The 20245-nt window shown below is 59.7% G+C and carries 21 protein-coding genes and 1 other RNA gene; 5 read left to right on the plus strand and 17 right to left on the minus strand.

The window, feature by feature from the left end; genetic code table 11:
* Position 1: 1 nt before the first annotated feature.
* The 9 genes from mraY to rsmI all read right to left on the minus strand — a co-directional run bounded on the left by mraY (position 2) and on the right by rsmI (position 9069).
* Complete coding sequence (mraY, locus tag AC1RBR_RS22090) at positions 2–1084, minus strand: phospho-N-acetylmuramoyl-pentapeptide-transferase (protein ID WP_025109289.1); 1083 nt, start codon at positions 1082–1084, stop codon at positions 2–4.
* Positions 1084–2451, minus strand: a complete 1368-nt coding sequence (locus AC1RBR_RS22095; RefSeq protein ID WP_492566607.1) for a UDP-N-acetylmuramoyl-tripeptide--D-alanyl-D-alanine ligase — start codon at positions 2449–2451, stop codon at positions 1084–1086. The genes mraY and AC1RBR_RS22095 overlap by 1 nt, the downstream gene beginning before the upstream one ends.
* The gene (locus tag AC1RBR_RS22100; protein WP_166497704.1) at positions 2444–3907 is read right to left on the minus strand and encodes a UDP-N-acetylmuramoyl-L-alanyl-D-glutamate--2,6-diaminopimelate ligase; all 1464 of its coding nucleotides are present in this window, start codon (positions 3905–3907) and stop codon (positions 2444–2446) included. Before AC1RBR_RS22100 ends, AC1RBR_RS22095 begins: the two co-directional genes overlap by 8 nt.
* Complete coding sequence (locus AC1RBR_RS22105) at positions 3907–5646, minus strand: peptidoglycan D,D-transpeptidase FtsI family protein (protein WP_177325626.1); 1740 nt, start codon at positions 5644–5646, stop codon at positions 3907–3909. The genes AC1RBR_RS22100 and AC1RBR_RS22105 overlap by 1 nt, the downstream gene beginning before the upstream one ends.
* Complete coding sequence (gene ftsL / locus AC1RBR_RS22110) at positions 5646–5939, minus strand: cell division protein FtsL (RefSeq protein ID WP_095136854.1); 294 nt, start codon at positions 5937–5939, stop codon at positions 5646–5648. The genes AC1RBR_RS22105 and ftsL overlap by 1 nt, the downstream gene beginning before the upstream one ends.
* On the minus strand, positions 5936–6883 hold the full coding sequence (rsmH, locus tag AC1RBR_RS22115; RefSeq protein WP_007961626.1) for a 16S rRNA (cytosine(1402)-N(4))-methyltransferase RsmH: 948 nt from the start codon (positions 6881–6883) through the stop codon (positions 5936–5938). Before rsmH ends, ftsL begins: the two co-directional genes overlap by 4 nt.
* Positions 6880–7335 carry a division/cell wall cluster transcriptional repressor MraZ gene (mraZ, locus tag AC1RBR_RS22120; RefSeq protein WP_003228026.1) on the minus strand — a complete coding sequence of 152 codons (456 nt, stop codon included), beginning with the start codon at positions 7333–7335 and terminating at the stop codon, positions 6880–6882. The genes rsmH and mraZ overlap by 4 nt, the downstream gene beginning before the upstream one ends.
* Before the next feature lie 401 nt (positions 7336–7736).
* An RNA gene (gene rnpB, locus AC1RBR_RS22125) (RNase P RNA component class A) lies at positions 7737–8090 on the minus strand.
* A 73-nt stretch (positions 8091–8163) separates the two neighbouring features.
* Positions 8164–9069, minus strand: a complete 906-nt coding sequence (gene rsmI, locus AC1RBR_RS22130; RefSeq protein ID WP_492566610.1) for a 16S rRNA (cytidine(1402)-2'-O)-methyltransferase — start codon at positions 9067–9069, stop codon at positions 8164–8166.
* A 177-nt stretch (positions 9070–9246) separates the two neighbouring features.
* On the opposite strand from rsmI, the gene AC1RBR_RS22135 reads away from it, so the two are divergent.
* The 4 genes from AC1RBR_RS22135 (at position 9247) to AC1RBR_RS22150 (ending at position 12693) form a co-directional block, all read left to right on the plus strand.
* Complete coding sequence (locus AC1RBR_RS22135; protein ID WP_480403927.1) at positions 9247–11058, plus strand: penicillin-binding protein activator; 1812 nt, start codon at positions 9247–9249, stop codon at positions 11056–11058.
* Positions 11058–11420 carry a YraN family protein gene (locus AC1RBR_RS22140; protein WP_007961623.1) on the plus strand — a complete coding sequence of 121 codons (363 nt, stop codon included), beginning with the start codon at positions 11058–11060 and terminating at the stop codon, positions 11418–11420. The genes AC1RBR_RS22135 and AC1RBR_RS22140 overlap by 1 nt, the downstream gene beginning before the upstream one ends.
* A 104-nt stretch (positions 11421–11524) precedes the next feature.
* Positions 11525–12118, plus strand: coding sequence for a phosphoheptose isomerase (locus tag AC1RBR_RS22145; protein ID WP_007961622.1), 594 nt, complete (start codon positions 11525–11527; stop codon positions 12116–12118).
* Entirely contained in the window at positions 12115–12693 is a 579-nt protein-coding gene (locus AC1RBR_RS22150; RefSeq protein WP_095136851.1) for a BON domain-containing protein, read from the plus strand. Before AC1RBR_RS22145 ends, AC1RBR_RS22150 begins: the two co-directional genes overlap by 4 nt.
* 49 nt (positions 12694–12742) lie before the next feature.
* On the opposite strand, the gene AC1RBR_RS22155 is transcribed toward AC1RBR_RS22150, so the two are convergent.
* The 7 genes from AC1RBR_RS22155 to rplM all read right to left on the minus strand — a co-directional run bounded on the left by AC1RBR_RS22155 (position 12743) and on the right by rplM (position 17629).
* Positions 12743–13156 (minus strand): ClpXP protease specificity-enhancing factor, encoded by a 414-nt coding sequence (locus AC1RBR_RS22155; protein WP_003228047.1) that lies wholly within the window; start codon positions 13154–13156, stop codon positions 12743–12745.
* 16 nt (positions 13157–13172) lie between these two features.
* Entirely contained in the window at positions 13173–13790 is a 618-nt protein-coding gene (locus AC1RBR_RS22160; RefSeq protein ID WP_007961620.1) for a glutathione S-transferase N-terminal domain-containing protein, read from the minus strand.
* A 146-nt stretch (positions 13791–13936) separates the two neighbouring features.
* A complete protein-coding gene (locus AC1RBR_RS22165; RefSeq protein ID WP_007917027.1) occupies positions 13937–14719 on the minus strand; it encodes a cytochrome c1 in 783 nt (260 codons plus the stop codon).
* Complete coding sequence (locus AC1RBR_RS22170) at positions 14719–15930, minus strand: cytochrome b (RefSeq protein ID WP_095136850.1); 1212 nt, start codon at positions 15928–15930, stop codon at positions 14719–14721. Before AC1RBR_RS22170 ends, AC1RBR_RS22165 begins: the two co-directional genes overlap by 1 nt.
* Positions 15930–16523, minus strand: coding sequence for a ubiquinol-cytochrome c reductase iron-sulfur subunit (petA, locus tag AC1RBR_RS22175; RefSeq protein ID WP_003228055.1), 594 nt, complete (start codon positions 16521–16523; stop codon positions 15930–15932). The genes AC1RBR_RS22170 and petA overlap by 1 nt, the downstream gene beginning before the upstream one ends.
* A 270-nt stretch (positions 16524–16793) precedes the next feature.
* Positions 16794–17186, minus strand: coding sequence for a 30S ribosomal protein S9 (gene rpsI, locus AC1RBR_RS22180; RefSeq protein ID WP_007961615.1), 393 nt, complete (start codon positions 17184–17186; stop codon positions 16794–16796).
* Between the two features lie 14 nt (positions 17187–17200).
* Positions 17201–17629: a 50S ribosomal protein L13 gene (gene rplM, locus AC1RBR_RS22185; RefSeq protein WP_003228062.1), complete on the minus strand. Its 429-nt coding sequence runs from the start codon at positions 17627–17629 to the stop codon at positions 17201–17203.
* 244 nt (positions 17630–17873) lie between these two features.
* Between rplM and AC1RBR_RS22190 the strand changes: the two genes are divergently transcribed.
* Positions 17874–18914: an NADP(H)-dependent aldo-keto reductase gene (locus tag AC1RBR_RS22190; protein ID WP_492566613.1), complete on the plus strand. Its 1041-nt coding sequence runs from the start codon at positions 17874–17876 to the stop codon at positions 18912–18914.
* Between the two features lie 104 nt (positions 18915–19018).
* Here AC1RBR_RS22190 and AC1RBR_RS22195 read toward each other — a convergent pair whose 3' ends face one another.
* Positions 19019–20155 (minus strand): acyl-CoA dehydrogenase family protein, encoded by a 1137-nt coding sequence (locus AC1RBR_RS22195; protein WP_007961611.1) that lies wholly within the window; start codon positions 20153–20155, stop codon positions 19019–19021.
* Positions 20156–20245 lie beyond the last annotated feature (90 nt).

A 20245-nucleotide genomic window follows, 5' to 3' on the forward strand; every position in this document is an offset into this window, starting at 1 on the left:
TCTACCTCAGCTTCAGGGTGGCAAGGCCGATCAGCACGAGAATCACGGTGATGATCCAGAAACGGACGATCACGCGTGGCTCGGGCCAGCCCTTGAGTTCAAAGTGGTGGTGTATCGGAGCCATGCGGAACACACGGCGACCGGTCAGCTTGAAAGAAGCAACCTGGATAACCACCGACAGGGTTTCCATCACAAACACGCCGCCCATGATGAACAAGACTATTTCCTGACGGACGATCACTGCGATGGTGCCCAGTGCCGCGCCGAGTGCCAGAGCACCGACGTCACCCATGAACACTTGCGCCGGGTAGGTGTTGAACCAGAGGAAGCCCAGACCGGCACCGATCAGTGCGCCGCAGAATACGATCAGTTCGCCCGCGCCCGGCACGTAAGGGATCAGCAGGTATTCGGCGAATTTCACGTTACCCGACAGGTAGCAGAAGATGCCCAGACCGCCGCCGACCATCACGGTTGGCATGATCGCCAGACCGTCGAGACCGTCAGTCAGGTTGACCGCGTTGCTTGAGCCGACGATCACGAAGTAGGTCAGCACGATGAACCCGGCGCCCAGCGGAATGCTGTAGTCCTTGAGCATCGGCAGGATCAGCGTGGTTTCCACCGGTGTGGTGGCGGTCATATAAAGGAAGATCGCCGCGCCCAGACCGAACACCGACTGCCAGAAATACTTCCAGCGGCTTGGCAAGCCACGGGAGTTCTTCTCGATCACTTTGCGGTAGTCGTCGACCCAGCCGATGGCACCGAACAGCAGGGTCACCAGCAGCACGACCCACACGTAGCGGTTGCTCAGGTCAGCCCAAAGCAGGGTGCTGACACCGATGGAAGACAGAATCAGCGCGCCGCCCATGGTCGGCGTACCCGACTTGGACAGGTGCGATTGCGGGCCGTCGTTACGAACAGATTGACCGATCTGACGGTTCTGCAAAGTGCGGATCATCCACGGGCCATAGCACAGCGACAAAACCAGCGCGGTCAGCACACCGAGGATCCCGCGCAGGGTCAGGTACTGGAAGACCGCGAAGCCTTTGTAGAACTGTTGCAGATACTCCGCTAGCAGCAGCAGCATTAATGTTTCTCCAGACTGGGCCCGCACAGAGCCGCAACGATGTTTTCCATCGCTGCACTGCGCGAACCCTTGATCAAAATGGTGGTGTTTGTGTCCTGCTCGGCGTCGAGGGCCTGGATCAGTTCGGCTTGCGTGCCGAAGTGATGCGCTTCTTTACCGAATGCGTTCACGGCGTGGACCATGTTCGGCCCGACCGCGTAAAGCGCGGAAACCTTGCCCCGGGCGTATTCGCCCACGTCGCGGTGCCCCTGCTCCGCCCAGTCGCCCAACTCGCCGATATCTCCGAGCACCAGGACGGTGCGGCCGGAAAAGCCGGCGAGTATATCAACGGCAGCGCACATGGAGGTGGGGTTTGCGTTGTAAGTGTCATCGATCACGCGCATGCCGTTCTTCGCCAATTGCGCGACGGTGCGACCCTTGACCGGTTGTACCGCGCCAAGCCCGGTGGCGATGCCAAACAGCGACACGCCCAAGGCGTGAGCGGCAGCGGCGGCAGCCATGGCGTTGGCGACGTTATGGGTGCCGAGCAGGTTCAGTTGAACGTGCTCCACACCTTCAGGTGTATGCAGGTTGAAGGCCGGGCAACCCCGGGCATCGGTGCTCAGGTCACTGGCGTAGAAGTCTGCCTGCGGATTGCTCAGGGAGAAGGTCAGCACCTTGCGTGCGCCGGCGCGGAGCTTCCAGATGCCAAAGGCCTTGTCATCGAGGTTAAGCACAGCGACGCCATCCGACGCCAGTCCGTCGATGATCTCGCCTTTGGCTTCGACGATTTTTTCCGGCCCGCCGAACTCGCCAACGTGGGCGGTGCCAGCGTTGTTGAGGATCGCCACGTGTGGCTTGGTCAGCCCGACGGTGTAGGCGATTTCGCCCAGACGCGAAGCGCCCAGTTCGATTACGGCGGCGGTGTGTTCCGGGGCCAGTTCGAGCAGGGTCAGCGGTGCGCCGAGATCGTTGTTCAGATTGCCGCGCGTTGCCAGCACCGGACCGCGGGTACGCAGGATGCTTGCGAGCATTTCCTTGACCGTGGTCTTGCCGCTGGAGCCGGTGATGGCCGCGACTGGCTGGGTGAACGCGGCGCGGTTCAACGCACCCAACTGGCCGAGGGCCTGGCGGGTGTCCTTGACCAGCAGTTGCGGCAAGGTGCTGTCGACGACCTCGCGCTCGACCAGTGCCGCGACCGCGCCTTTGCCGGCGACGTCGTTCAGATAGTCGTGACCATCGAAGCGCGGGCCAGTCAGGGCAATAAACAGTTGGCCAGCGGTGATCGCACGGCTGTCGATGCTGACGCCATCGAAACTGGCATCGGTGCTGATCAGACGGGCGTCGAGCACGTTGGTCAGTTCGCTCAATGTCAGGGCCTTAAGCATGGGCCACCTCCCACGCGGTGAGGGCGTGATCGGCCTCGACCAGATCGGAGAAAGCGTGCCGCTCGCCGTTGATTTCCTGATAGTCCTCGTGACCTTTACCGGCCAGCACGATCACGTCATCCGCCGAAGCACCGGCGATCAGCTGGGCGATCGCCTGACCACGGCCGGCGACGAAAGTAACTTTATCCACAGCGGTGAAACCGGCGCGGATGTCGTCGAAAATCTGTGCCGGGTCTTCCGTGCGCGGGTTGTCATCGGTGACCAGCACGCGGTCAGCCAGACGCTCGACTACTTCGGCCATCAGTGGACGCTTGCCGCGATCACGATCACCGCCGCAGCCGAACAGGCACAGCAACTGGCCTTTGACGTGTGGGCGCAGCGCAGTCAGAACTTTTTCCAGGGCATCCGGGGTGTGGGCGTAATCGACCACCACCAGCGGCTGAGTGCCGCCCCCCAGTCGCTGCATGCGTCCGGCAGGGCCTTCGAGTTTTGGCAGCACCTTGAGAATTTCGTCGAGCGCGTAATCCAGACCGAGCAAGGCGCCGACTGCCGCCAGTACATTGCTCAGGTTGAAACGACCCAGCAGCGTGCTGCGCAGATGATGTTCGCCCTGCGGCGTGACCAGCGTGGCGCGTACGCCGTGGTCATCGAACTGCGCTTCGCGGACATAGAGATAGGCGCTGCTGTCGAGCAGGCTGTAAGTGATCAGGCGCGAATCGCGTTTTTCGGCGGCCAGTTGCCGACCGAAATCGTCGTCGAGGTTGACCACGCGGCACTTCAGGTCATTCCAGGCGAACAGCTTGGCCTTGGCCTCGGCATACGCCTCCATGGTGCCGTGATAATCCAGGTGATCGCGAGACAGGTTGGTCATCACCGCGACGTCGAACGCCAACGCGGTGACCCGGCCCTGATCCAGACCGTGAGACGACACTTCCATGGCCACGGCTTTGGCCCCGGCCTTTTTCAGGTCGCCAAGAGTTGCTTGCACGGCAATCGGATTCGGCGTGGTGTGCAGACCACTTTCCAGCGCGCCATAGAAGCCGGAGCCCAGCGTACCGACGATGCCGCAGTGCTGACCGAGCAGATCCAGTGCCTGCGCGACCAGTTGGGTCACGCTGGTCTTGCCGTTGGTGCCGGTGACACCGATCAGGTTCAGGTGATGGCTCGGCTCGCCATAAAAGCGCCCGGCGATGTCGGACAACTGCGCCGCCAGGCCTTTGACCGGAATCAACGGCACTTCGGTGATCGGCAGCACGGTGGCGCCTTCCACTTCATAGGCAACCGCCGCCGCGCCGCGCTGCAAGGCATCGGCGATGTGCGCACGGCCATCGAACTTGCCGCCCGGCACGGCGAGGAACAGGTCACCCGCGCGTACGTTGCGGCTGTCCAGCGCCAATTCACGGATCAGCAGATCGTGGCCGGCGTGGGGGAATATCTTGTTCAGACTTAATGACATCAGCCGCGCCCTCCATTGGCTTTCAGCGGAACGACCGGGGTGGCGTTGGCCTGTTGGGTGGTCGGCAGGTTGTCCGGGGTGACGTTCATCAGACGCAGGGTGCCGGACATCACACGGCTGAACACCGGCGCCGACACCAGACCACCGAAGTAACCGGCCTTGGACGGTTCATCGATCACGACCACGATGGCGTAACGCGGATCGCTCATCGGGCCGAAACCGGCGAACAGCGAGCGGTAGGAGTTTTCGGCGTAGCCCTTGGTACCCACCGACGTTTTACGTGCAGTACCCGACTTGCCGGCCACGTGATACGCAGGCACCTGCGCACGGAACACGCCGCGCGGTGCTTCGATCACTTGCTGCAGCATGCCTTGCATGGTTTTCGCGACCGCTTCCGGCAGTACCTGGGTGGTCTGCGGCGGTTTGTCGGTTTTGATCAGGGTCAGTGGTGCCAGACGACCGTTGTTGGCCAGTGCCGAGAACGCGTGCACCAACTGGATCGCGGTCACGGAAATACCGTAGCCATACGACAGCGTCGCGGTTTCAGCCTTGCGCCATTCGCGGTAGTTCGGCAGGTTGCCGACGCGCTCGCCCGGGAAGCCGAGGCCGGTGTCCTGACCGAGGCCGACTTTCTGTGCGAGGCGGAAAATGGTTTCGCCACCAATATCGAACGCGACCTTACTCATGCCGACGTTACTGGAATTGATCAGGATGCCGGTCAGGTCGAGTACCGGGCCTTCGGTCTTCGACACGTCCTTGATGGTGTACTTGCCGATCTGCAGGGAGCCCGGGTACACCTCGACGGTGTCGCTCGGTTTCCAGCGGCCGGTTTCGATCGCGGCACTCATCGAGATCGCTTTCATGGTCGAACCCGGTTCGAACACGTCGATCATCGCGCGGTTACGCATCATCGCCGGCTGCAGATTGCGACGGTTGTTCGGGTTGTAGGTCGGCTGGTTGACCATGGCGAGAATCTCGCCGGTCTTCACGTCCATGATCACCAGGCTGCCGGCCTTGGCGCCGTTCTCGATGATCGCGTTGCGCAGCTCGCGGTTGGCCAGGTATTGCAGACGCAGGTCAATCGACAACGCCAAGGGCTTGCCGGCCTTGGCGTTCTTGGTGACCTGGACATCCTTGATCAGCCGACCGCGCCGATCCTTGATGACCTGCCGTTTGCCCGGCACCCCGGCCAGCCACTCGTCGTAGGCCAGCTCGACTCCTTCACGCCCGTGATCGTCAATGTCGGTAAAGCCGACCATGTGTGCGGTGACTTCACCGGCCGGGTAGAAGCGGCGGAATTCTTCGATACCGTAAACGCCCGGCACTTTCAGGTCGAGCACAGCCTGACCTTGCTCGGGGGTCAGCCCGCGCACCAGGTAGATAAATTCTTTGTTGGCTTGCGCTTCGAGGCGTTCAGTCAGGGCTTTCGGGTCCTGACCCAGCGCGGCGGCCAGTGCTGGCCACTTCTCTTTGGCGGTCTGCATTTCCTTGGCGTTGGCCCACAGCGTGGTCACTGGGGTACTCACGGCCAAAGGCTCGCCGTTACGGTCAGTGATCAGACCACGGTGAGCAGGAATCGGAATATGACGCAGGCTGCGCGCATCGCCCTGACCTTTGAGGAAGTCACGGTCAACCACCTGCAGGTCGATGATGCGCCAGCAGATCGCCGCAACCATCACGCCGAGCAGTGCCACCATCAGGCGGAAGCGCCACGGGAAGAGTGCGCCTTCAAGTTTCATCATGGCGCCACCATCTTCACGTCAGCCGCGCCAGGGATGTGCATTTTCAGTTGTTCGGTGGCCAGCACTTCGATGCGGCTGTGCGCAGTCCAGGTGCTTTGCTCGAGAATCAGGCGCCCCCACTCGGCCTGCGCCTTGTCGCGCACGCTGAGTTCGTTATAAAGATTGTTGAGCAACTGCCGGTTCCAGTGCGCGCTGTAGGACACGCCGATGGCCGACACGAGCACGCCGATAAACAGCAGCAGCATGAAGAAGCTGCCGCCCGGCAGGGGCTTGGCGAAAAGCTTGCTCACCGCAACTTCTCCGCGACGCGCATGACAGCGCTACGGGAACGTGGGTTGGCTTTGAGTTCGGCGTCGGAGGCCGTCTGCGCTTTGCCATGGATTTTGATTTTCGGTTCGAACGCCACATGGCGCACGGGCAGGTTGCGCGGCAGGTTGTCGGCTTCGCCTTTCACCAGCTTGCGCATGAACAGTTTGACGATGCGGTCTTCCAGCGAGTGGAAACTGATGACCACCAGACGGCCACCGATCTCCAGAGCATCCAGTGCGGCTTCGAGGCCGGCTTCCAGATCGCCCAGTTCGTTGTTGACGTGAATGCGCAAACCCTGGAACGCACGGGTCGCCGGGTTCTTGCCCTTCTCCCACGCCGGGTTGGCGACTTTCAGAACTTCGGCAAGATCAGCGGTGCGCTCGAACGGCTTGATGTCGCGGCGCTCGGCCACGGCGCGGGCCATGCGCCCTGAGAAACGTTCTTCGCCGTATTCCTTGAACACCCGGGCGATTTCTTCCACCGGCGCGGTGTTGACGAATTCGGCGGCGCTGATGCCACGGGACGGATCCATGCGCATGTCCAGCGGACCGTCATTGAGGAAACTGAAGCCGCGCTCGGCGTCATCCAGCTGCGGCGACGACACGCCGAGATCGAGCAGGATACCGCTGACCTTGCCGCTCAGACCTTGCTCGGCAACCACCGAACCCAGCTCGGCAAAGCTGCGCTGCACAACGACAAAGCGGCCGTCTTCGGCCGCTAGCGTTTGCCCGGTGGCAATCGCTTGAGGATCCTTGTCGAATCCGATGAGTCGACCGTCCGTCCCGAGCTGGCTGAGGATCAGCCGACTGTGCCCGCCGCGCCCGAACGTGCCGTCCAGATAGCAGCCATCAGGACGTACGGCGAGAGCCTCGACGGCTTCGTCAAGCAGTACGGTGATGTGGTTAAAGCCGCTATCAATAGTCACAGGATCAAATCACGCAGTTCGTCAGGCATGGCGCCCGGTTGTTGAATAGCAGCAAGGTCAGCGGCAGACACCGCGTTCCATGCATCCTCGTCCCACAATTGGAACTTGTTCAGTTGGCCCACCAGCATCGCTTTCTTATCAAGCTTGGCGTATTCGCGCAGACGCGGTGGAACCAGAAAACGACCACTGCCGTCGAGTTCGAGGTCGACGGCATTACCAATCAATAAACGCTGCAGGCGACGGTTCTCTTCGCGAAGCGAAGGGAGTGCGCGCAACTTGGTTTCAATGATTTCCCACTCGTCGAGCGGGTAGACACACAGGCACGGATCAACAGCATCAATGGTCACGATCAATTGGCCGGAACTACGCGAAACGAGCTCGTCACGGTACCGGCTCGGCATGGCGAGACGGCCCTTTGCATCGAGACTGATAGCGTTAGCTCCGCGAAACACGTCAGCGTTTCTCCAATTTTTATCGTTTTGAGCTCAAAAAACCCACTTCATGCCACTTTCCGCCACTTGCGCACACTATAGGAATGCGCCCACCACACCGTCAAGGCGCGGATTAAAGGAAAACCCTTACAGAACGGAGATTTAGGAGCTTAAAAGGAGGGGTAACGACAATTTGGCGGATACTTTTGACCAATAACTTGATGCGGCACTGAAAGCTGCGCTCGGAAGTTAAAGTAATTTGTTAAGAGTAAGATTTTTTCGGTATTACAAAAGCGCTTCTGCTGTTGATTGAAGCAAGGTGGGAAATGGCTATTACCGCATTTGCCGCTGCCGGACTTTAGCGCAGGCCTGCCGATAATAACCAGCCCTGACGCCATTGATTCAAGCAGGGAAAGAAAAAGGTGGAGAGTCGATCTGTAAGCCGGGTTCTGTCTTGAACAGTCATTCGTCTACGATGGCCATCACTGGACATCTTTAGCAACCTACCCGGTCCCAGCGCGGGCCACGCCTTGGGACCCTATTTGGTCTTGCTCCAAGTGGGGTTTACCTAGCCACGAACTGTTGCCAGACGTGCGGTGCGCTCTTACCGCACCTTTTCACCCTTACCGGCGCCGAAGCGCTTAGGCGGTTATTTTCTGTGGCACTTTCCGTAGGCTCACGCCTCCCAGGCATTACCTGGCACTTCGCCCTATGGAGCCCGGACTTTCCTCCCCCCCCTAATTTTCATAGAGGGCAGCGACTGTCCGATCGACTCTCCGCCGCGCAGGTTAACGGCAGAGCGCCTGAAGAACAAGCGCTAATAGCCGTAAAACCTGTCTGCGCGACGGGTTACTCGCCCTTCTGCTGATCGAGTGCGACCTGGTACAGGACGTTTTTGCGCTCACCGGTGATTTGCGCAGCCAGGGCGGCAGCGCGCTTGAGCGGCATCTCTTCGAGCAGCAGATTGAGCACGCGCATCGCCTCGCTGCTGACTGCATCTTCGGACTCCGGTGCAGACCAGCCGGCGACCAGCACCACACACTCGCCGCGCTGCTGGTTGCTGTCGGACTCGACAAATCCACGCAACTCAGCCAGCGGCAAACCTTTGAGGGTCTCGAAGGTTTTGGTGATTTCCCGGGCCAGCAACGCCTGACGCTCGCCACCAAACACCGCTTCCATGTCTTGCAGGCATTCGAGAATGCGATGCGGGGCCTCGTAGAAAATCAACGTGCGCGGCTCCTCCTTTACTGCTTCCAGGCGCGCCTTGCGCCCTACCGGCTTGGCCGGCAGGAAGCCTTCGAAGATGAAGCGGTCGGAGGGCAGACCCGCCGCCGACAACGCCGCGATCAACGCACAGGCGCCCGGCACCGGCACCACATTGATCCCCGCCGCCCGCGCCTGACGCACCAGGTGGTAACCCGGATCGGAAATCAGTGGCGTCCCGGCATCGGAAATCAGCGCGACGTTATCGCCCGCCAGCAAACGGGTAATAAAGCGGCTACCTTCATCACGTTCGTTATGTTCGTGGCACGCGGCCAGCGGCGTGGCAATGCCGAAGTGCTGCATCAGTCGCGCCGAGTGCCGCGTGTCTTCGGCGGCAATCAGTGCAACCTCGCGGAGGATCTTCAGGGCCCGGGCGCTGATGTCGTCCAGGTTGCCGATGGGCGTCGCCACCACATAAAGCGAGCCAGCAGCGGAATTCAAAGGACCTGGAGCAGTCAAAGCGCACACCTCGTGTTCGGTAAAAACCGGCATTGTAACGCGTCACGAGGCTTGCGATGCGTTCCGGCCGACGCCGGTTTTGCGCGTCTTTGTGCGATGCCGCAACATTTGCTTCAGCTAAATTGACGGTTTCACGCCAGTAACATCGCGCCCCGGCCAGTGCTTGGGTACAATTCCACGCTAATTTGATCGAGTATCAGGAACACTTACATGATCGCTTGCCTGCGGCTGTTCACTGCCCTCTGCCTCGCTGCCTTGCTGGCGGCCTGCGCCAGCTCCCCCTCCTCCAGCCTTGGCGAACTTCCACGGACTCCGGATGCCAGCATCGAGCAACTGCTCGAACAGGCGACCCAGGCCAAGACGCCGGAAAAAGCCGCCCTGTTGCGCCTGAGCGCGGCAGACCTGGCTTATCGCCAGGGCAACGCCGGGCAGTCCGCGCAGATCCTGCAACAAGTGCCGATGGAGCAGTTGAAGCCAGGCCAGCAGATCTTCGCCAGCACCCTGTCCGCTGAACTGGCGATGACCCGCAATCAGCCGAAAGCTGCGCTGACCGCTCTGAGCCATCCGAGCCTGCAACACTTGGGCGAGATGCCTGAAGAGCAGCAAGTGCGCACCGGCACCGTGCATGCCCGCGCACTGGAAGCCGACGGTCAGACACTCGCAGCCGCTCGCGAGCGCGTGTTCATCGCGCCGATGCTGCAAGGCGAAGCCGCGAGCAAGAACCACGAAGCCATCTGGACTCTGATTGGCTCGCTGCCGACCGACCAACTGCAACCCAACACCACCGACGACCTCGGCGGCTGGATGAGTCTGGCACTGGCAGTGAAATCCGCCGGCACCCTGGAACAGCAGCAAGCGGCGATCGATACCTGGCGCGCGCAGAATCCAAAGCACCCGGCGGCGATCAACTTGCCGTTGCCACTGACCAAACTCAAGGAACTGGCCAGCCAGCCCCTGAGCAAGATCGCCCTGCTGCTGCCGCAAGACGGTCAGCTGGCAGCGGTCGGTAAAGCACTGCGCGAAGGCTTCATGGCGGCGCACTATCAGGCTCAACAGGCCGGGCAAAAGCCGCCAGCGATCGAGTTCTACGACAGCTCCAAGCTGACCTCGATGGACGAGTTCTACCGCAAGGCTCAGGCTGATGGCGTGCAACTGGTGGTCGGCCCGCTGGAAAAACCGCTGGTCAAACAACTGAGCACTCGCCCTCAACTACCAATCACCACCCTCGCGCTGAACTACAGCGAAGGCGATCAAGGCCCGGCGCAACTGTTCCAGTTCGGTCTGGCGGCTGAAGACGAAGCTCGCGAGGTCTCGCGTCGTGCCCGCGCCGACGGCCTGCATCGCGCGGCGATCATGGTGCCGAAAGGCGAATGGGGCGACCGCGTACTGCGCGCTTTCAGCCAGGACTGGCAGGCCAATGGAGGCAGCATTGTTGCCACCGAACGCGTCGATCAGCCGGTGCAACTGGCCCAGCAGATCGCCGACATGTTCCAGCTGCGTCAAAGCGAAGCCCGCGCCAAGAGCCTGCAGAACGCCGCTGGCACCAACGTAGCCGCGCAGCCGTCGCGTCGTCAGGACATCGAGTTCATCTTCCTCGCAGCCACGCCGCAACAGGCGCAGCAGATCAAGCCGACCCTGAACTTCCAGTACGCGGGTGACGTTCCGGTGTACGCAACTTCCCACGTCTACAGCGCCAGTGGCGATGTGAACCAGTACAACGACATGAACGGCGTGCGCTTCTGCGAAACCCCATGGTTGCTGGACAACAGCGATCCACTGCGCCAGCAAGTGGTTGCGCAGTGGCCGCAAGCTGCCGGGAGCCTCGGCCGCCTGTACGCGATGGGTGTGGATGCCTACCGCCTGGCACCGCGTCTGGGCCAACTCAAGGCCCTGCCGGACAGCCGCATTGACGGTGAGTCGGGTAGCCTCGGCATGACCCAGACCCAGCGTGTTGTGCGTCAGTTGCCTTGGGCGCAGTTCGTCAGCGGTCAGGTTCAGCGCCTGCCGGACACCCCGCGCTGATGCCCGACGGCTCGCACCTGCAAAGCGGCAAGGATGCCGAGCGCCAGGCGCTCGAGCATCTGCAACACCAGGGTCTGCGCCTGCTGGCGCAGAACTGGTCATGCAAACGGGGCGAGCTTGATCTGGTCATGCTTGATGGCGATACAGTAGTATTCGTCGAAGTCCGCTACAGAAAAAACACTCAATGGGGTGGCGCGCTCGCTAGCATCGATGAGCGCAAACGGCAGAAACTGATTTTCGCCGCGCAGTATTTTCTTCAGCGCGAGTCACGCTGGGCCGATTCTCCCTGCCGCTTCGACGTGGTGGCCATCGACAGGCACCCCGATCAGTTGAACTGGTTGCAGAATGCGTTCGATGGTTGATTCTCTGCACACCACCCCGGACACTTTCACCGACAATTTTTGCTCTTTGCTTTGCGGGCTGCACATTCACGTGCCGAACAGCCGCGCCACTTAAGGTCACACAGATGGACATGCAATCCCGAATTCGCCAGCTTTTCCAGGCCAGTATCGACACCAAGCAACAGGCGATGGACGTACTTGCACCGCACATCGAGCAAGCCAGCCAGATCATGGTCAACGCCCTGCTCAACGAAGGCAAAATGCTTTCGTGCGGCAACGGCGGCTCTGCCGGCGACGCCCAGCACTTCTCCTCGGAGCTGCTCAACCGCTTCGAGCGCGAACGCCCGAGCCTGCCGGCCATCGCCCTGACCACCGACAGCTCGACGATCACCTCGATCGCCAACGACTACAGCTACAACGAAGTGTTCTCCAAGCAAATCCGCGCACTGGGTCAACCAGGTGACGTATTGCTGGCGATTTCGACCAGCGGTAACTCGGCAAACATTATTCAGGCGATCCAGGCCGCACATGATCGCGAAATGATTGTCGTAGCATTGACTGGCCGCGACGGCGGCGGCATGGCTTCGCTGCTACTGCCTGAAGACGTCGAGATTCGCGTACCGGCCCATGTCACTGCACGTATTCAGGAAGTCCATCTGCTGGCGATCCATTGCCTCTGCGATCTGATCGACAGCCAACTGTTCGGGAGTGAAGAATGACCCCTAATCGCCTTGGCCTTTTGGCCTTGACCCTGTGCCTCGGCATCAGCGGCTGCACCTCGGTGGTGAACGCCAGCCGTGAAGCGCCGATTGAAGACGACCGCGGCACCCGAACCTTCGGCAGTAAAATCGACGACTCGCTGATCGAAACCAAAGTCGGCGTCAACGTGGCCAAGGCCGACCCTGGCCTGGACAAGGACTCGCATATCGTCGTCACCAGCTTCAACGGCGTGGTGCTGCTCGCCGGCCAGACGCCGCGTGAAGACCTCAAGGCCAAGGCCGAACAGGCCGCCAGCGACGTCCAGCGCGTGAAGAAGGTGCATAACGAACTGCAAGTGATTGCACCTTCGAGCTTCCTCGCCCGCCAGAACGACGCCTGGCTGACCACCAAGATCAAGACCCAGATGCTGACCGATGCCAGCATTCCCGGCTCGCGCATCAAGGTCGTGACCGAGAACGGCATCGTCTATCTGCTGGGCCTGCTGACCAAGCAGGAAGCCCAACAGGCGACCAATCTGGTGCAGAGCGTTTCCGGTGTGCAGAAAATCGTGAAACTGTTCGAATACATCGACTGACTGATACCCACGCAATAAAAAAGGCGACCCTCTCGGGTCGCCTTTTTTATTACTTCACCACTTTCAGGCTTGGCCGGCCGCTTGGTCGCGGCGGCTCGCTGTCCGGTGGCGGCAAGTCGTCATCCGGCTCGATATCGTCTTCGTCATCCATCGGCGACTCGAGATCGAACACCATGCCCTGCCCGTTCTCCCGGGCGTAAATACCCAGGATTGCACTGATCGGCACATACAGACTGTGCGGAACGCCACCGAAGCGACCCTCGAAGGTCACCACGTCGTTGTCCATGTGCAAGTGCCGCACGGCGCTGGGCGAAATGTTCAGGACAATCTGCCCGTCACTGGCGAAGCCCTGCGGCACCTGCACTGCCGGGTATTCGGAATTGACCAGCATGTGCGGGGTGCAATCGTTATCCACAATCCACTCGTAGAGCGCGCGGACCAGATAAGGTCGACTGGAGTTCATAGCGGCTCCTTAAGCCTTAGCGCATATCGCGTTCGACGCCAGACAGACTCGCCTGGAAAGCCTCACGCGCAAACTGGCGCTCCATATAATCAAGCAGCGGCTTGGCCGGCCGCGGCAGTTCAATACCCAGAATCGGCAAACGCCAGAGTATTGGCAATAGGCAGCAATCCACCAGACTTTGTTCCTCACTGAGGAAAAACGGCTTGTCGGCAAACAGCGGCGACACGCCTGTCAGGCTTTCACGCAATTCCTTACGCGCCACGACACGCGCGGCCTCCTTGGACTTGGGATCAAGAATCAGATCCACCAGACCACACCAGTCGCGCTGAATACGGTGAATCAGCAGACGGCTATTGGCACGCGCCACCGGATAAACCGGCATCAGTGGCGGATGCGGGTAACGCTCATCCAGATATTCCATCACCACGGTCGACTCCCACAACGCCAGGTCGCGATCGACCAGTGTCGGGAGACTGCCGTAAGGGTTCACCTCAATCAGTTTAGGCGGCTGGCGACCAGCTTCCACGTAAATGATTTCGGCGCTGACACCCTTCTCTGCAAGCACGATGCGCACTCGGTGGGAATAGTGGTCGGCGGGGTCGGAGTAACAGGCCAACCGATTGGTCACGCCCATGGCGATCCTCCTCGCTTGTTGAAATTATCGGAACCGGAAAAACGCGCGCGCCCAGAGGGCGCCTCCCGCAACGCCTGGCGAACCAGACGTCGCGTTATCGGAGGCGCCCTTGGGCGCGCGCGATTAACAGCAATGCTTGAAGCGTATCAGTGCACGTCTTTCCAGTATTCACGCTTGAGCAGATAGGCGAACACAAAGAAGAACGCCAGGTACAGCAAGACGTAAGTACCGATGCGCTGATGTTGCAGCTTAACCGGGTTAGCCGAGTAAGCCAGGAAGGTTACCAGATTCTTGACCTTCTCATCGAACTGCTCTTCGTTCAGAGCACCGGATTTCGGCACGATGGTCAACTGATCGCACGCTTCGTGGGTCAGCGGCGTACCGGTCAGCGGATCGTATTGCTTCTTGCCATCCTCGACGATCTGCACTTGCTTGCAGCCCACCACCTGACGTCCTTGCAGGCCGACCAGCACGTTAGGCATGCCGACGTTCGGGAAGACCTTGTTGTTCACGCCCCAAGGACGTGCCGGATCTTCGTAGAACGAGCGCAGGTAACCGTAGAGCCAGTCAGTGCCACGCACACGCGCCACCAGGGTCAGGTCCGGCGGTGCAGCACCGAACCAGGTCTTGGCGTCCGCCGGCTGCATGCCGATGTTCATGTGGTCGCCGATCTTGGCGCCGGTGAACACCAGCTTCTCGAGCATCATCTCGTGGGGAATGCCGAGGTCATCGGCCACCCGCTCGTAACGCTGAAACTTGGCACTGTGGCAACCCATGCAATAGTTGGCGAAGGTTCGCGCACCATCTTGCAGAGCAGCCTTGTCGGATACGTCGATGTCGACTTTTTCCAGCTCCGGACCACCGTGTTCGGCGGCGAAAGACAGCACAGGCAGAGCAGCGAAAATCAGAGCAAAAAATAACTTTTTCATCAGCCAGTCACCCTTTCCGGAACCGGTTTGGTCTTCTCGAGCCTGGTGTAGAACGGCATCAGAATGAAGTAGGCGAAGTACAGGAAGGTGCAGATCTGCGACACCAGCGTGCGCTCCGGCGTCGGAGCCAGTACGCCCAGAATGCCAAGGATCACGAAGGAAATGCAGAACACCACCAGCCAGATTTTGCTCATCCAGCCCTTGTAGCGCATCGATTTGACCGGACTGCGATCCAGCCATGGCAGGACAAAGAGCAAGGCAATCGAGGCGCCCATGGCGATAACGCCCATGAGTTTGTCCGGGATCGCACGCAAGATCGCGTAGAACGGCGTGAAGTACCAGACCGGTGCAATGTGCTCCGGCGTCTTGAACGGGTTAGCCGGCTCGAAGTTAGGTTTTTCGAGGAAGTAGCCACCCATTTCCGGGAAGAAGAACACGATAAAGCAGAAGATAAACAGGAACACCACCACACCGACGATGTCTTTCACGGTGTAGTACGGATGGAAGGCAATGCCATCCAGCGGGATGCCGTTTTCGTCTTTGTGCTTCTTGATGTCGACGCCATCCGGGTTGTTCGAACCTACCTCGTGCAACGCCAGAATGTGCAGCACCACCAGACCGAGAATCACGATCGGCAGGGCCACCACGTGCAAGGCGAAGAAGCGGTTCAGGGTGATCCCCGAGATCAGGTAGTCACCACGAATCCACTGGGTCAGATCGTTACCGATGACCGGGATAGCACCGAACAGCGAGATGATCACTTGGGCACCCCAGTAGGACATCTGGCCCCACGGCAGCAGATACCCCATGAAGGCCTCGGCCATCAGCGCCAGGTAGATCAGCATGCCGAACACCCAGACCAGTTCACGGGGCTTCTGATACGAACCGTAGAGCAGGCCACGGAACATGTGCAGATAGACCACGATGAAGAACGCCGAAGCGCCGGTGGAGTGCAGCAAACGCAGGATCGAGCCGTACTCGACGTCGCGCATGATGTATTCGACGGAAGCGAACGCCTCTTCTGCCGACGGCGTGTAGCTCATCGTCAGCCAGACACCGGTGACGATCTGATTGACCAGCACCAGCAGCGCCAGCGAGCCGAAGAAATAGAAGAAGTTGAAGTTTTTTGGCGCGTAATACTTGCTGAGATGGTCTTCCCACATTTTGGTCGCGGGGAAGCGTGCATCAACCCAATCCATGAACTTGCTCATCACGCTTTCTCCGTATCGACGCCAATGACAATCAGGTCATCGGTCTCATAGGAATGCGGGGGAACTGGCAGGTTCAAAGGCGCGGGTTGCGACTTGTAGACGCGGCCAGCCAGATCGTAGTGGGAGCCGTGGCACGGGCAGAAATAGCCACCGACCCAGTCTTTACCCAGATCCGCAGGCGCCACTTCGGGACGGAAGGTTGGCGAGCAACCCAGGTGAGTGCAGATCCCTATCAGCAGGAGAATTTCCGGCTTGATCGAACGCACTTCAGGGTCGACATAGGTAGGTTGCGTGGAGTTTTTGGAAGTCGGATCGGAGAGCTGGCCCTCGATCTTCTTGAGATTCCCCAGGATTTCCGCAGTACGGCGGACAATGAACACCGGCTGGCCGCGCCACTCGGCAATCATCTGCTGTCCTGGCTCGATCTTGCTGACATTCACTTTCACCGGTGCACCGGCGGCTTTCGCCTTGGCACTGGGAAACCATGACCCCACGAACGGGACCGCAGCCCCCACCGCTCCTGCAGCACCCACCACGGATGTGGCTGCTACCAAGAAGCGACGCCGGCCTGCATTCACGCCGTCATTGCTCATTCAGTCCTCTCCCATCAGCTTTGTGGCCTGTTAAATCAGGCATCTACTAAATAAATCAATGTTACTTATAAAAATTTTGCCGAGATGGTAATGAAAAGCCCCAATTCTGACAAGGGAATTACCCGGAGCTCACACCCTCAAGCCTTGCAGTATAGGGGGTCTACGAATGTGGCAAGTTGTCACAGCGCAATTCTTTTGATAAATCGCAGGCATAAAAAAACGCCCGGTTCCGTGAGGAATCGGGCGTTCTTTTTTGAACGTGGAAACGAATTAACGCTTCGAGTACTGCGGACGCTTACGCGCTTTACGCAGACCAACTTTCTTACGTTCAACTTCACGGGCGTCGCGAGTAACGAAGCCAGCTTTGCGCAGAGCGCTACGCAGGGTTTCGTCGTAGTCCATCAGAGCGCGAGTGATGCCGTGGCGGATTGCGCCAGCCTGACCACTTACACCACCACCGATGACAGTGACGTAGATGTCGAACTTCTCGACAGTCTCGGTCAGTTCCAGCGGCTGACGAACTACCATGCGGGCAGTTTCGCGACCGAAGAACGAGTCCAGGGAGCGGTTGTTGATGGAGATGTTACCAGTACCCGGACGCAGGAAAACGCGTGCGGTTGCGGTCTTGCGACGGCCAGTGCCGTAATTTTGAGTCGCCGACATAATGAACTATTCCGTTAAATCTTCAGTTCTTGGGGCTGCTGAGCAGTATGAGGGTGTGCAGCGCCCGCATAGACTTTCAGCTTACGGTACATGTCACGACCCAGCGGGTTCTTAGGCAGCATGCCTTTAACCGCGGTCTCGATCACGCGCTCAGGGGCTTTGGCGATCAGCTTTTCAAAGTTGATCGACTTGATGCCGCCCGGGAAACCGGAGTGGGAGTAGTACATTTTGTCAGTGGTTTTAGCGCCGGTTACACGGATCTGCTCGGCGTTGATTACGACGATGTAGTCGCCGGTGTCAACGTGAGGAGTGTACTCAGGCTTGTGCTTGCCACGCAGACGGCTCGCGATTTCGGTGGCCAGACGACCCAGGGTCTGACCAGCAGCGTCGACGACAAACCAGTCGCGCTTTACTGTTTCCGGTTTAGCAGTAAAAGTTTTCATTCTTTATAGCCTCAGGGGCCGCCTGTAAATAAGACGGCGGATCTTACTGAATAGTGCGTACTTTGACAAGTCAAAGGCAGCCGGATACAGACGCTTTCGGGGGCTCGGGTCGGCGCGTCCGTTCAACGGCAAGATTCTTCGGCGGCGGCGCATCACTTCCACTGCAGAAAGAGGTCGGCAATTATGCAGATTGCGAAAAAATTTTCAACCTGCTTTTATGATTGTTTTGCCCAAGGAGCACCCGATGGACTATCGCCAGCTAGGCCGTACCGACCTGAACGTGAGTGCAATCTGCCTCGGCACCATGACCTGGGGCGAGCAAAACACTGAAGCTGAAGCCTTCGCCCAGATCGAACGGGCCAAGGAAGCCGGGATCAATTTCATCGACACCGCCGAGATGTACCCGGTGCCGCCGAAAGCCGAAACCTATGCCACCACCGAACGTTACATCGGCAATTACTTCAAGCGTCGCGGCGACCGTGCCGACTGGATCCTCGCCAGCAAGATCGCCGGCCCCGGCAACACCATCGACTACATCCGCGACAAAAACCTGCGCCACAACCGCCAGCACATCACCGCCGCGGTGGATGCCAGCCTCGAGCGCCTGCAGACCGATTACATCGACCTGTATCAGTTGCACTGGCCGGAGCGCAGCACCAACTTTTTCGGACAGCTGGGCTACAAGCACAAGATCGAGGCCAACCTGACGCCGCTCGAAGACACGCTCGAAGCCCTCGACGAGCAGGTCAAGGCCGGCAAGATCCGCCATATCGGCCTGTCCAACGAGACGCCGTGGGGCACCATGCGCTTCCTCGCGCTGGCCGAAGCCCGTGGCTGGCCGCGTGCGGTGTCGATCCAGAATCCGTACAACCTGCTCAATCGCAGCTTCGAAATCGGTCTGGCGGAAATCGCCATCCGTGAACAGTGCGGCCTGCTCGCCTATTCGCCGCTGGCGTTCGGTTTTCTGTCGGGCAAGTACGAGGGTGGCGCGCGCCCAGCGAAAGGCCGCCTGAGCCTCTACAGCCGCTTCAGCCGGTATTTCAATCCGCAATCGGAGGCTGCCTGCAGCCGTTACGTGGCCCTGGCTCGTGAGCACGGTCTGGATCCGGCGCAAATGGCGCTGGCGTTCGTCACCCAGCAACCGTTCGTCACCAGCAACATCATTGGTGCGACGACGCTTGCGCAACTGGACAGCAACATTGCCAGTTTTGATCTGAAACTTTCCGATGAAGTGCTGGCGGGAATCGAGGCGATTCACAAGGATCATCCGAATCCGGCGCCTTGATCGACCGCTAAAAGCTTCGCGAGCAGGCTCGCTCCCACAGGTACAGCGTGATCCTTGTGGGAGCGAGCCTGCTCGCGAAGAGGCCAGTCAACTCACTGCAAATTTCAAAGCGACCGCGCAATGATCTCCTTCATGATTTCATTGGTGCCGGCATAGATGCGCTGCACGCGCGCATCCGCCCAAGCTCGGGCCACCGGGTATTCCCACATGAAGCCGTAGCCGCCATGCAACTGCACGCACTCGTCGAGCACCTTGCATTGCAGGTCGGTGCCCCAGTATTTGGCCATCGCTGCTGTCGGAACATCGAGCTTGCCTTGCAGGTGCAGTTCCAGGCACTTGTCGACAAATACCCGGCCGATCTGAATCTCGGTAGCCATCTCCGCCAGTTTGAAGCGCGTGTTCTGGAAGTCGGCGATCGCCTTGCCAAACGCCTTGCGATCACGGGTGTAATCCAGCGTCCATTTCAGCGCGGCTTCGGCTGAGGCCAGACCGCCGATCGCTACCGTCAGCCGCTCCTGTGGCAATTCCTGCATCAAATAAGCGAACCCTGCCCCGGCCTGCCCCAACAGGTTTTCTTTCGGCACGCGTACGTCCTGGAAGAACAATTCCGACGTGTCCTGAGCCTTCATTCCGACCTTCTCCAGGCGTTTGCCCTTCTCGAAGCCCGGCGTATTCGCCTCAACTACAAACAGGCTGGTGCCCTTGGCGCCGGCCTTCGGATCGGTCTTGGCGACCACAATCACCAGGTCAGCGAGGAAGCCGTTGGTGATGAAGGTCTTGGAGCCGTTGATCACGTACTCGTCGCCATCCAGCACGGCGGTGGTCTTGACCCCTTGCAGGTCGGAACCGGCACCCGGCTCGGTCATGGCAATCGCGCTGACCATCTCGCCAGAGACCAGTTTCGGCAGGTATTTTTGCTTCAGCGCTTCGCTGCCGTAATGCAGGATGTAAGGCGCGACGATGTCCGAATGCAGCGAGAAACCGATACCGGTCAGACCGAGACGACCGACCTCCTCAATCACCACCGCGCTGTACAAAAAGTCCGCGCCCAGGCCGCCATATTCTTCCGGCAGGTGCGAGCAGAGCATCCCCGCTTCCCCTGCCTTGTTCCACAGCTTGCGGTCGATGTGGCCTTGTTTCTCCCATTGCGCATGGAACGGCACGGCCTCTTTTTCGAGGAAGGTTCGTACGCTGTCGCGGAACAATTCGTGCTCGGAACTGAACAAGGTTCTGGGGATCATGCGGCACCTTTCATTCTTGTTGGAGGAATATGATCTTCAGAGACTAAGCCTCACCTCCGACACAGGACACTGGACACATCCGACAAAAAA

The sequence above is a fragment of the Pseudomonas sp. GW823-FHT01D03 genome (assembly GCF_058798255.1).